A 12,245-nucleotide genomic window follows, 5' to 3' on the forward strand; every position below is an offset into this window, starting at 1 on the left:
TTTAAAAATTTGTACCAGAACGCAAGTATCAAGTGTATCAGGAATGATAAAAGGTGAGCTCTGAACTTTTCATCTTCCTGTATACCTAACACTTAAGCTCATGATAGTTTCTAATACTTTTTCATTCTATTGCTTCATTTTAATTATCCACCACTATTTTTTTATTCTTTACTGAGAACTTCACATCTGTTGTAAATTGAATGGTATTAAGGATGTTTTCTAAACTTTCTTCTCTGGGGATATTCCCTGTATATCTTAATGCCATCAGATCTTCATCTTCAAATTGAAAATCAACATCATACCACAACGACAAATTCTCCATAATCTCTACCAGTGACATATCATTAAAAATGAACTTTCCTATATTCCATGCTATATATGGATCTATATCCACATCTGCCAAAACAACTTTTTTACTGCTTTTGCTATAGGTAGCCAGCTGGTTAGGTTTCATTACCTGTTCTTTAGTAAAATTATCGTGAATCAAACTAACCTTCCCATGCACTAGTACCACTTCCACAAAGTCTTTTTGCCTGTTTTTTACATTAAACGCGGTTCCATACTGCTTTACTTTAATCTCATCTGTTAAAACATAAAAAGGCCTCTTTTTATCCCTGGCAATTTCAAAGTAGGCTTCTCCTGTTAATTGAACTTCACGAACCGAATCATTAAAGGCAATTGGATATTTTAAAGAACTCATTGAATTTAAATGAACCTTTGTACCATCCGAAAGAGTAATTCTATATTCTCCTCCCCTTGGTATTATTATGGTATTATAACTGTTTCCTGGTTCTATATCACCGCCCACATTATAGGATATATTTCCTCCGGAATTGGTTGCAATGATGGTATTATCAAATTTAATATCCTTGTTGGATTGCTCCTCCAGGTTTATTTCAGTACCATCGGCTGACAATAATATTGCCCTGGGTTGTCCTGGCACCACTTCCTGACTGCTGTTCTTCCATTTATAATATGCCGGAGTTGCCAGTGCAATCAACAACACAACTGCTGCAGCATATTTAACCCAAGTGTTTAACCATATTTTCTTATGGGTTTGACCTGTTTTACGCATAAAACCGTCAAAGGCCTGCTCATAATCTATTTGTTTGTAGTTTGAATATGATTCCGAGATAAATTTTGAACCACATACCTTTTCAAAGAATTTCTTATTCTCGCCGGAATCATTTATCCACCCATCTAATATTTCTTTCTCCTGCCTGGATATATCTCCAACCAAAAATTTAAATATTAATTTATTTATACTTCTTCGTTCCATACTACCTCACTTTTCCTATAAACAACCAACTATAGAAAAAGGGGTACATATTATTTGAAAAAATATTATTTTTTTTGGGCTACATTGTAATTATTCGAATAAATATGGCACCAACAGCAGTATAACATGGGGGTCTATTTTATTTTTAAGCTTTTTTACAGCCCTTTTCTTTTGCGTTTTTACAGTCTCAACCGACAACTCTAACAGCTCAGCGATTTCTGCATTCTTTTTTCCTTGCAGGTGTAGCTCTAAAACTTGTTTGCACCTATCCGGCAAAGTTTCAATAACTGCATATATCTGACGGTAAATCTCATGCTCGTCCAATTCTTCATCCAGATTAAAAGTGCTATCAGATTCTGCCTTAACACTGGTAACGTATTTTTCTTTAACATTAATATGTTTCAGATAATTCAGCGACTTGTTTCGAGTGGAATTATATAAATAAGTAGTAAATGCATGTATATTATTGAAATCCAAATCTTGTTCCCATAATGAAATAAACAAGTCCTGAACAATATCCTCTGCCACCCCCTGATCATTTACATATTTCATGGAATACAACACTAAAATCCTATAGTATTGAAAATAAAGTTGATTATAGGCTGCCTTATCCTTTTTTCCCAACTTTTGCAAAAAGATATGTTCTTCTTCTGTTTTCATTAATACAATATGCTTTCTACGTTAAAATATTATCACAAACGGATTACACTGGTATCCTCTACAAAACACTTTATATCTAAATTAAACAATCCTTTAAAACTACCCTTTATTTTTGTTTCCACACCATCATTCCCATACTGATCTTCATAAACCAGACAATTAAAATCAGCTATTACTTCAACAACCCCATCTTTCTCGTCACTAACATATACATCACAACCATACACTTTATTATAGGTACACCCAAAAATTTCGCAATTCAGCTCCACACTATGGGGCACCACTTTTCCCTTTGCCAGTTCGTATATTTCCTGCTTTATATCCAACTCTATGTATTCCATCTACCTTATGTTCATTTTGACTTACAAAAGTAACAATACTTATTTTATACAAAAAATTGCAAGCTGTTGGCATGAGTATATATTTCGCTTAAAGTACCATTATACATTGAAAAACAAAGAAATATAAAAGTCAACAAAACATGCACATAACAAATTTCATTCATAATAAGGTTAACCGTATTTTATTTTTGTGTTAAATGAATACTTTTGCATCATAAAAACAAATTGTATTATTATTCATGGAACTAAACTGGGGATCATTGTTGGTTCAAGTATTTGGAGGGCTAGCCATATTTTTATATGGAATGGCTGTTATGACAGATAATTTAAAATTAATCGCCGGAAACAGGCTCCGGTCATTTTTGGGAAAGATGACATCTAACCGGTGGAAAGGACTTTTTGCCGGAGCATCGATTACCGCCATTATTCAATCTTCGTCGGTTACAACTGTACTGGTGGTTGGTTTTGTTTCTGCAGGACTACTTTCTTTTCAGAACACCATTGGAATCATATTGGGAGCAAACATCGGAACTACCGTAACCGCTCAGATAATTGCCTTTAAAATAACTAAGGCAGCCTTGGTTTTTGTAGCTATTGGTTTTTTAATGCACACCCTTTTAAACAAAAAAGTTATTAAGGACAGTGGCCTGGTTTTACTTGGTTTAGGCTTAATTTTTCTTGGCATGACACTTATGTCTGAAGGAACAGCACCTTTACGAACCTATGAACCCTTTGTTGATATAATGAGAGGGCTTGATAATCCAATTACAGGAATATTAATGGGAACAATTTTTACTGCCATTGTTCAAAGCTCCTCGGCAACAACTGGTATTGTAATTGTTATGGCTGGTCAGGGACTCATTAATATTGAGGGAGGAATTGCGCTAATCATCGGAGCAAATATTGGGACCTGCGTAACAGCCATATTATCTGCAATAGGAAAACCCAAAGTTGCACAACAAGTTGCCTTAGCACATATATTATTTAATGTTATCGGAGCACTGGTTTGGCTATTTTTAATACCAAACCTGGCGCAGCTAGTAGGTTATTTTTCGCCAGACCACATTGCTCGCCAAATAGCCAATGCCCACACTATTTTCAATGTCATCAACGCTTTCATATTCATAAGTTTTACAAAAATTTTGGCTGGAACAGTTGAATACATCATTCCTGACGAAAAGAAAATAAAGAAGAAGGTTGGAGAACTTGATCCTTATTTTTTAGAGGATAGTGCCACTGCATTTGATTTAGTAAACAAAGAAATTAACAAGCTCAGTAGTCTGTTGATCGATATGATACACTCTGCTCCTTCAATTGTTATCAATGGAAATGCAAAAAGAATAAAGGTAATCCGAAAAAAAGAAAATGTGATCAACACTGGCCATGAGAATATTCTAAACTATTTGGGCGAACTACAAAAACTCAACCTGAATGATGAAGAACTGGAACAGCTCCAGCAACAATTAACCAGAGCATACACAATTCAATCAGCATCTGATATTATTTCTAAAAACCTAATAGATGCTGCCGAAGACAGAATTAAAAAAGGTTTGGTGATCAATAAAAAGACCAGCACAATCCTTCTTGAGTTATTCAACACAATAACCAATATTTTGACTTCTAAAGAAGCCCAGGCACCATCTAAAGGAACATTTGAAAAACAGATGAAGCAAGCCCAAAAGCATTTGGTAAAACAGCTGGTTAACAAAGATAGCAACAGGGTGGCCACTTATAGATTCGAAACAGATCTTATTGAATCTGCTGACAGATTATATGTTTTGAGCGACCGCATTGGCAACGTATAACCATCTAACAAACAATAAATTGAAAATATAGCTATACCCACATTTTATATATAGTTCAAGCTAACATATAAATATTAAAAATGCCAGTGTAAGAAAACTACTTATACTGGCATTCTTGCTTATAGCTATGCTATACTGTTAAAATCTTCACAATTTATAAGAGGATTTATATTTTACAATATTTAATTACCATCCGGTTTTACCAAATCAACAGAAGGACTTAAAGGCCAGTTAAAATCGCTGAACGAATCAGGGCGAGCAGGATCAAAACCTTTAAAATCACTATTTACTAACCTTTTCAAATCCGGATAATTTTCCTGAAATGAATTAACCACACATTGAGCTAACTCATACGCTCCAAAGGTGCTGAAATGTGTATTATCAGCTAATTCTTTTTCCTGTCCCGGAAAAGTATTGGCCGGGTAATGAACAAATAGCCTTTTTGACTCTTCAACTCCATACGCTTCATATAGTGTTTTTGTCATGGCGTTTAAATCAATCAACGGAATATCTTCTTCTTTTGCCAGTTGGCGCATGGCCTCGGGATAATCCCCCAGTGTATTTATAATATTTCCTTTTTCGTCAAATCTTCTTCGATTGGTAGAAGTAACCAGCACCGGAATCCCTCCCTTTTTTCTGGCTTCATCGATAAAAAATCGAAGTTCATCCTGATATGTTGTAAAGGGTTCTACATGACACGATCCCTTCTTTTGGTCGTTGTGGGCAAATTCAACAAACAGGTAATCTCCTGCTTTCATTTCACTTACAATCTTCTTTAACCGGTTTTGATATTTAAATGAAATTAATGTCAATCCGGATTGAGCATGATTAGCCACCACTACATCGGAAGATAAAAACCGAGGTAACATTTGTCCCCATGAAGCCCAGGGTTCATTATTTTGGTCGGTAACCGTTGAATCACCTGCTAAAAAGATGACCGGTAAATCATTTGCTTCTTCAATAACAATAGAGGATACAGACGGATTTGAACCATTAAACTCCAAACACAGATTGTCATCCCAGTTTTTAGATCCAAACTCCCGTTTCTTTAGCCTCACGCGTAAACTATCATTGATTTGAGGTTTACGAACATCTACTATAAATGTCTTTTTTATGGTTTGTCCTTTGGCTGTTTTCACATTTTCCAACATCAAACGACGCGACTCAGCCCTTACTGTTGTACAAGATTCCTTTTCGTTACTTCCAAGAGTAACTGTTACTTTATACCTACCTTCCTTAATATTTAAAAGGAAATAGAACGCCTCTTCTGACGAGATACAGTCACCCGTAAGTTTATTGCTCCCTTTGCATTTATCTGGTTTAAGCACTCCATCCGGACAAACCAATCCATATTCAATTCCCTCACCATAAGTCGTTTCTGGCAAAACTAATGAATATCCATTTTTCAACTCTCCGCTTCCCAAATCAAACTTCCACTGTCTCTTCTCTTTTGCATCTACAGTTGCCATAAAGCGCACAGCAAAAAGCAAAAACATTACTAACAATACTTTTTTAACTTCAAACATATTTAATCTATTTATTTACTAGTTTTACTTATTATTTAAATACGCACTTAAAGGCAGATGCCGTGCTTTTATTTCTTTTACAAAAAGCTCTGCTACTCTTACGGCACCTTTAACATTAAGATGAGTTGAATCTTGTTTGCGACTGGTGTAATTATATATTTCTTTCGATTTATCCGGCCCCATCTCTGTTACCAACTCGTGGGTAAGATATTCCATATCTACATACAGAATTTTGGTTTCTTTCGCAATCTCCTCTGCAGCTGTAATATAATCACCATGAGTATCTTTTAATGTTCCATCAGGATTAAACTGTCGGCGAACTATAGAAGAACAAACAATAGGGTTTGCTCCTTTTTGTTTAGATTCTTCAATAAATTTTTTCAGGTTTTCTTTAAACGTTCCATAGGGAGTAGTATGCAGCTTCTCTTTTGTTTTTTCATCATTATGTCCAAATTGAATAATAACGTAATCCCCCTTTTTTAAACTATCAACCATATTTTGCCACCTCCCCTCATCAATAAAACTTTTACTGCTTCTGCCACTGGCTGCATGGTTATGTACCATAGTATTTTCATTAACATAAAGCTTTAATCCTTCGCCCCAGCCCGATTCTGGCGAGCGTGAGGGCTTTTTCCATGCCATGGTAGAATCTCCAGCCAGCCATATATTTATAGGTTGTTGCTTACACGCAACAAACAAGAACAGAAGTGTAATAACAGTTAAACGAGTCATAATTTTATATTGAGTATATTTTCAGTTTTAATAATTCATCTTTAAAAGGATCTTTCCTCCATGTGGATCAAAATCGAAGAGTGCTTTATCTGCACATATTTTTACAGGGATAATTTTGCCGTTTTGTTTTATTCTGATCTTTTCTATTCCTTTTTTATTTACCACCATGGTAAGCGGTTGACTAAAAAGATCTTCATTGAGCGATAAAGAGGGCCTGATCATAAATTTATTCCCTTTATTCTTAACCTCTATAGCAACAGAATCTCGTTCTTTGGTATATGCAGCAACATCACGGAACGGAGCAACCCAAATCTGGTCTTCCAGACGTTTTACTTCCTCTAAATGATTCCATAAAATATTTTCTGATTTAAACACATCGTACCCTTCATTTATTCCATGAGTCATCGTTACCCACCATGCACTATCGTTAAGTATTGTAGATATTTTTGCTTGCAGATTCTCGGGTGTAGCCTTTCCTCCTAATGACTGCTGGCGCGTACGCGTACCCACCCGATTTTCAGAAGCCAGCCTAATAGCCATCTCATTCTTCCGGTTACCCGCATAACAGTAAGTAACAGGTCTGACTCCAACTTTTTCCTCAATAATGCTGTCGTTTTTCGCTATCTCAATACGCGCCTCCTCTTCTGTACATTTTGTAAGGTTTTTATGAGCCCATCCATGGTTGGAAATCTCATGACCATCATCGGCCATTTCCTTTAGTTGTTTCCACGAAGCCCGGGGAAGTTTATTATAAATTCCCTCTTTCTCAGCTTTATTGATGGTATTGCCATTTATCCAGAAAGTACCTTTAAAACCTAATTCATTCAATTTTGGATACACTAAAGTAAAATGCTCCATAGTTCCATCGTCAAAGGTGTAACTAATGGCACATTTCTTATCATTTTTATATTTTGCCACATAAAACATACTTGCACTCTCCTGTGCATTTACATATGCTATTTGCAATACAAAAAGAACATTTACTATAATGATTTTCCCGGCTAATTTTATTGTCATGCTTTCGATATATTTCCTTGTAATGATTTACGTCAAAATTAGGCACATATTAATGTCTTGGAAAGGTCATATCCCGCCAAACCATATCATATCTTACCAATTCATCCACCATTTCGGAATTACAACAACAACAAACCTGGAGATTTTACATATTCATCCACACCCCCTATTTTCATTAAAAAACAATCAAACCTTTAACCTTATCACATTTCACACCCCCTTATTTTAACCACAAACAATCTTTTTTTTAATTGTTTTTACCATTCCTTACCATAAAATAACTAGGTCACATTTATATATTTTGTATTTTTACATTCAAGTATTAGCAGATTCAGTTCCCACCTGACTGGATATTGTAGTGTTAACCATTAAAACATTTGATTATGGCTTCAAAATTTTGGTTTGATCAGGAAAAAGATTGGAAATTTTATTATGATGAAGGAAAATCCTATTTAAAAACCTGCAAAAAGTTACTTATTAAAAGAGGGCCTTTTGATAATGAATTTATTTACAATCTATCCATATTGGCAGGTGAAAGATTAGTTTTGGGAACCTTGTTAAGTTACGATTACATCCCGGCTTCCTCTTCGTTGTTGGGCATGCTTAAAGAAGCAGAAGAAAAATTTACTGTTGATAATAACTTGTTTGATGGAGCAAAATACATTTACAAGTTTCAGCCATTTTGCTCATTAGAAGTTGAAGATTTTAAAATCCCTGATGATAGCGAGATTAAAAAAGTAGTGGATTATTTTCTATCTATAGAAAACTTATGTGAAAAAAACCTGTGCTCAAGTGCAATGGTTAAATAATGGTTAAGCCAGAGATTTTGGGATTGCTCAGAATCTCTGGTTCAACTATATTCGTTAATTAATCAAAACCTTATTTTACAACTATAGTAGTTTACCTTTCATCCATATGTACAACAACACACACTCCTTCTGTAACACCCAACTTAATCTCTTCCAATATTTTCATTTTAATACTGTTTGTTTTTACAGTTTTTTTAATTAAATTACGATAACTGATCCGGGGATACGCACACCTACACAAATTAAAATCCCGCTCTTTCTATATAGTACACTACAATAATCAAAACTATTATACTATGAAAACCATACACCTTGAACCAACAAAAACTTCTCCTCAAATTACTCTGGATGCCGACCATGGCATTATTGAAATGAAAGGAAACATTATTTCTTTAGATACTTCAGCTATCTTTGATCCCATTTTTAACTGGATAAACAAATATCTAAATAACCCCAAAGACAAAACCACCATTAAGATTAATTTAGAATATCTGAATACGATCGGATCAAAATATTTATTAATCTTATTCCGAAAGCTTGAAGGCCTGCCAAAGCGTGGCAATGAAGTAACCATACAATGGGCCTACGATCAAGACGATGAAGACACGCTGGAACTCATCGAAGACTACAAAAACCTATTACATATCAACTTTGAATTAATTGAAAGCAATTAAAAATAGCATTCTGATATGATCTGCTCAGAATACATTGCTCTGTAAAGTTTTATTATATACTTTTGAGCAACTTTTTTTATTGCTATGAATTTACTGGACTTTGCTGATTATGCAGGAACATGTGCCTTTGCTATTAGTGGCACCCTGTCTGCCCTGGAGAAGAAACTGGATCTGTTTGGGGCTACTTTTATTGGTGTGGTCACTGCTGTAGGCGGAGGAACCATCCGCGATATACTTATGGGCAACACCCCTGTTACCTGGATTAGCAACGTTGAATACTTTATATTAATATGTGCGTCTATTTTCCTGACTTTTATTTTTTACAAGAGGATAATTAAGCTAAAGCAAACTTTGTCTTTATTCGATACCATTGGTATTGGTGTTTTTACAATAATCGGAATTGAAAAAGCGATTGTATTTGGACTATCTTCACCAATTTGTATGGTAATGGGCTTATCTTCAGCAGTTGTTGGAGGAGTTTTGCGCGATACACTTTGTAATGATGTGCCACTAATTTTCCATAAGGAGATTTATGCCACTGCCTGTATTGCCGGAGGTACCATTTATTTGATATTGCATTATTACGGGGTAAACCTATATTTTTCCCAAAGCATCACTATCCTGTCTATTATTGCAATCAGATTATTGGCCATAAAATTCAATCTTAGTTTGCCCAAAATCACTGTATCTGAAGAATGATTCCCAACATCATTCCCCCAAAAAAAGAGAGGGTATCTTTCTAAAAAGACTCCCTCCTCTTTACATACAAATCACTTTTATTTATAATGACAACAAGACAAGACTATTTTCACTGTTCAAAGAAACAATCCCTTTTTCCACCTTCACCTGTTTACCTGAATAATAATCAGTTAAAACTTGTCCTTCTTCAAATATATCTTTTACCGGGATTTCTTTAAGTCCTTTGTTCATATCTATTCCTACAACCACCTTATTACTATAATCTCCTTTTACCAATTCCCTTTTAAAAATGTAAGGATCGGCCAATAGTTGGGTATGCACCCCGGCCCCAACAGCAGGATTGGCAGCCCTAAACTGTCCTAATTTCTGATAGTGGCTAAGCAAATCCTTTGTAGCAACTCCATGAACATTTGCGTTACTTTCAATATCTTCCCAATTCATAAAAGAACGCAAGGTGGCATCCCCTACAGTCCCTTCAATAGTTAAATCCCTGTTTGTTTCATCACCGTAATAAATTTGCGAAGCACCAGGACAAAGCAGCAACATATTGGCAGCTTTAAAAGACTTTTCCCTTTCTTTATCAAAAGGCTGGCCATCATCATGGGATGTCATGTAATTTAATATCGATTGCCCCTTTAATTCATTGTTCAAAAGTTGCGAATATTTAGAAAAAACAACCTCATAATCCTCCTGAGCATCCACCTTTAATCCAAAGTTAATAAGAGCATCCATCCCGTTTGAATAATAATCAACCTGAACACCGCCATTGTCAAACATGCGACCAGTACCAGCATTGTAATTATATACTTCCCCCACCGTATAGAAGTCATTATTATCCAATACCTTTTCCGGGTTTGCAGCCTTCCAGTCAAGAAAAGCTTTTGAAGCCCATATGTTTAGCTCGGCCCAAATTGACTCCTCAGTATGCTTGGCTGTATCTATTCTATAACCATCAACACCATAGTTTTTAACAAAGTCGATCAACCATTTCATAATATAAAAGCGTGGAGCTCTTGGATAACCGGTTTCTGCAAAAAAGGCATTCAATTCATCCATTTCCTGCTGCAACCTTCCCTCTTTTTCCCACTTTTCGATTAAAGCGTCTGGCAAATCAACCTCTTCATTGCTCTCTGTTTTAATATCCGGTAAATTCTCAACCAATGTACATGTAACGGTATTTTCATAGGTGTCGTACTTACATTGCGGACCAGTCCTCACCCACTCCTGATTATAAACCGGATCCTTTTCTGTTACCGGACCGGTATGATTAATTACCACATCCATCACTATACGGATTCCCTTTGCATGGGCGGCCTCAACCAATTCTGCAAATTCAGCTTCGGTACCCCAGTTTGGGTCAATACTGGTCCAATCTTTAGCCCAATAACCATGATAGCCATAAGTATTCCCAGTCCCCTCATTTACCGAACCATGAATTTGCTCTGCTATTGGAGAAAACCAAAGAGCATTAACTCCCAGCTTAGTAAAATAGCCATCATTAATCTTATTTATAATTCCTCTGAAATCACCTCCCATAAAGCCTCGCAACAACCCTGTTTCTTTCGTCCTTTCAAAGTTTGAATCATTTGAGGGATCTCCATTGCTAAATCTATCTGTAAGCAAAAAATATACATTGGCATTTTCCCACATAAACGGGACTTTTTCTATTGATGCATCGGATGGCTTTTTTGACACATTACATCCAAATAAGCTTGCCAAAATAAATAAGGGTAAAATTCTTTTAATCATTGGTATTTTTTTTGATTTTAACTGATTTTGAATTCAAAGATAGTAATTAGAAAGTCCCCTCAAAACCGCTACACACCTACCATACAAAGCCATAAAGCAAGACATTCAGTTTGCAACCGTTTGCGATCCACATGAATTTTTTTTGATTTTTTTTTGAGGTAAGGGGAAATAGCTATTAGCTATTAGCTATTAGCTATTAGCTATTAGCTGATAGGACGGCTACGCCTTTAGGACGCTACGCTTTAGCTTTAATTCTTGCTACCAATACACCTTTTTGCTCAGGAATAACATCTCCCGGTTCCGGATCAGATCTTTATAAGCGCCCTGCAAATAAGATCGGATCCTTAGAAATAGCTGATAGCTGATAGGACGGCTGCGCCTTTAGCACGCTGCGCTTTAGCTTTAATTCTTGCTACTAAAACACCTTTTGCTTAGGAACAACATTTCCCTGTTCCGGATCAGATCTTTATAAGCACCCTGCAAATAAGATCGGATCCGTATGGTAATAGCTGATAGCTGATAGGACGGCTGCGCCTTTAGGACGCTGCGCTTTAGCTTGATTGCTTGCTACCAATATACCTTTTTGCTTAGGAACAACATCTCCCGGATCCGGATCAGATCTTTATAACCATCTTGCAAATAAGATCGGATCCGTATAATATAGCTATTAGCTGATAGGACGGCTGCGCCTTTAGGACGCTAAGCTTTAGCTTGATTGCTTGCTACCAATACACCTTTTTGCTCAGGAATAACATCTCCCGGTTCCGGATCAGATCTTTATAAGCACCCTGCAAATAAGATCGGATCCTTTGAAACTTATACCTTATGGTCGTACGTACAATGAGTTATTCTTTAAATAACCCCCATCCCCATGCCTGTTGCATGGTACTTCCCCCTTGCCTCAGGGCAAAGAGGAAGATTGGTTTTCGTAGGAGAAGGCTGCTCTCCGCTCTC

At 36.1% G+C, this 12,245-nt stretch carries 11 protein-coding genes; 4 read left to right on the forward strand and 7 right to left on the reverse strand.

Going from position 1 to position 12,245, the window contains the following annotated elements; genetic code table 11:
- Positions 1 to 139 precede the first annotated feature (139 nt).
- From OM074_RS15955 to OM074_RS15965, 3 genes are all read right to left on the reverse strand, one after another.
- Positions 140 to 1,279 carry a FecR family protein gene (locus tag OM074_RS15955; RefSeq protein ID WP_301201241.1) on the reverse strand — a complete coding sequence of 380 codons (1,140 nt, stop codon included), beginning with the start codon at positions 1,277 to 1,279 and terminating at the stop codon, positions 140 to 142.
- 90 nt (positions 1,280 to 1,369) lie between these two features.
- Positions 1,370 to 1,939 carry an RNA polymerase sigma-70 factor gene (locus tag OM074_RS15960; RefSeq protein WP_301201242.1) on the reverse strand — a complete coding sequence of 190 codons (570 nt, stop codon included), beginning with the start codon at positions 1,937 to 1,939 and terminating at the stop codon, positions 1,370 to 1,372.
- 32 nt (positions 1,940 to 1,971) lie between these two features.
- Complete coding sequence (locus OM074_RS15965; protein WP_301201244.1) at positions 1,972 to 2,280, reverse strand: hypothetical protein; 309 nt, start codon at positions 2,278 to 2,280, stop codon at positions 1,972 to 1,974.
- A gap of 239 nt (positions 2,281 to 2,519) precedes the next feature.
- On the opposite strand from OM074_RS15965, the gene OM074_RS15970 reads away from it, so the two are divergent.
- A complete protein-coding gene (locus tag OM074_RS15970; RefSeq protein ID WP_301201246.1) occupies positions 2,520 to 4,085 on the forward strand; it encodes a Na/Pi cotransporter family protein in 1,566 nt (521 codons plus the stop codon).
- Between the two features lie 182 nt (positions 4,086 to 4,267).
- On the opposite strand, the gene OM074_RS15975 is transcribed toward OM074_RS15970, so the two are convergent.
- The 3 genes from OM074_RS15975 to OM074_RS15985 are packed head-to-tail and all read right to left on the reverse strand — an operon-like array spanning position 4,268 to position 7,360.
- Positions 4,268 to 5,611: a rhamnogalacturonan acetylesterase gene (locus OM074_RS15975; protein WP_301201247.1), complete on the reverse strand. Its 1,344-nt coding sequence runs from the start codon at positions 5,609 to 5,611 to the stop codon at positions 4,268 to 4,270.
- A gap of 24 nt (positions 5,612 to 5,635) precedes the next feature.
- Positions 5,636 to 6,343 carry a rhamnogalacturonan acetylesterase gene (locus OM074_RS15980; protein ID WP_301201249.1) on the reverse strand — a complete coding sequence of 236 codons (708 nt, stop codon included), beginning with the start codon at positions 6,341 to 6,343 and terminating at the stop codon, positions 5,636 to 5,638.
- Positions 6,344 to 6,370: 27 nt separating this feature from the next.
- Positions 6,371 to 7,360 (reverse strand): polysaccharide deacetylase family protein, encoded by a 990-nt coding sequence (locus tag OM074_RS15985; RefSeq protein ID WP_301201251.1) that lies wholly within the window; start codon positions 7,358 to 7,360, stop codon positions 6,371 to 6,373.
- Positions 7,361 to 7,743: 383 nt separating this feature from the next.
- Between OM074_RS15985 and OM074_RS15990 the strand changes: the two genes are divergently transcribed.
- The 3 genes from OM074_RS15990 (at position 7,744) to OM074_RS16000 (ending at position 9,542) form a co-directional block, all read left to right on the forward strand.
- Entirely contained in the window at positions 7,744 to 8,169 is a 426-nt protein-coding gene (locus OM074_RS15990) for a hypothetical protein (protein WP_301201253.1), read from the forward strand.
- Positions 8,170 to 8,465: 296 nt separating this feature from the next.
- Complete coding sequence (locus tag OM074_RS15995; protein WP_301201255.1) at positions 8,466 to 8,843, forward strand: DUF1987 domain-containing protein; 378 nt, start codon at positions 8,466 to 8,468, stop codon at positions 8,841 to 8,843.
- Positions 8,844 to 8,927: 84 nt separating this feature from the next.
- Entirely contained in the window at positions 8,928 to 9,542 is a 615-nt protein-coding gene (locus OM074_RS16000) for a trimeric intracellular cation channel family protein (RefSeq protein WP_301201257.1), read from the forward strand.
- Positions 9,543 to 9,623: 81 nt separating this feature from the next.
- Here the strand turns inward: OM074_RS16000 and OM074_RS16005 are convergent, their stop codons facing one another.
- Positions 9,624 to 11,291 (reverse strand): alpha-amylase family glycosyl hydrolase, encoded by a 1,668-nt coding sequence (locus OM074_RS16005; protein ID WP_301201259.1) that lies wholly within the window; start codon positions 11,289 to 11,291, stop codon positions 9,624 to 9,626.
- Positions 11,292 to 12,245: the final 954 nt, after the last annotated feature.

The organism is Plebeiibacterium marinum, assembly GCF_026013615.1.
Lineage (GTDB): Bacteria > Bacteroidota > Bacteroidia > Bacteroidales > Marinilabiliaceae > Saccharicrinis > Saccharicrinis marinus_A.

Coding starts and splice junctions, on each gene's coding strand:
- OM074_RS15970 (WP_301201246.1), top strand. CDS start 2,520: ATGGAACTAAACTGGGGATCATTGTTGGTTCAAGTATTTGGAGGGCTA.
- OM074_RS15980 (WP_301201249.1), bottom strand. CDS start 6,343: ATGACTCGTTTAACTGTTATTACACTTCTGTTCTTGTTTGTTGCGTGT.
- OM074_RS15975 (WP_301201247.1), bottom strand. CDS start 5,611: ATGTTTGAAGTTAAAAAAGTATTGTTAGTAATGTTTTTGCTTTTTGCT.
- OM074_RS15960 (WP_301201242.1), bottom strand. CDS start 1,939: ATGAAAACAGAAGAAGAACATATCTTTTTGCAAAAGTTGGGAAAAAAG.
- OM074_RS15990 (WP_301201253.1), top strand. CDS start 7,744: ATGGCTTCAAAATTTTGGTTTGATCAGGAAAAAGATTGGAAATTTTAT.
- OM074_RS16000 (WP_301201257.1), top strand. CDS start 8,928: ATGAATTTACTGGACTTTGCTGATTATGCAGGAACATGTGCCTTTGCT.
- OM074_RS16005 (WP_301201259.1), bottom strand. CDS start 11,291: ATGATTAAAAGAATTTTACCCTTATTTATTTTGGCAAGCTTATTTGGA.
- OM074_RS15985 (WP_301201251.1), bottom strand. CDS start 7,360: ATGACAATAAAATTAGCCGGGAAAATCATTATAGTAAATGTTCTTTTT.
- OM074_RS15955 (WP_301201241.1), bottom strand. CDS start 1,279: ATGGAACGAAGAAGTATAAATAAATTAATATTTAAATTTTTGGTTGGA.
- OM074_RS15965 (WP_301201244.1), bottom strand. CDS start 2,280: ATGGAATACATAGAGTTGGATATAAAGCAGGAAATATACGAACTGGCA.
- OM074_RS15995 (WP_301201255.1), top strand. CDS start 8,466: ATGAAAACCATACACCTTGAACCAACAAAAACTTCTCCTCAAATTACT.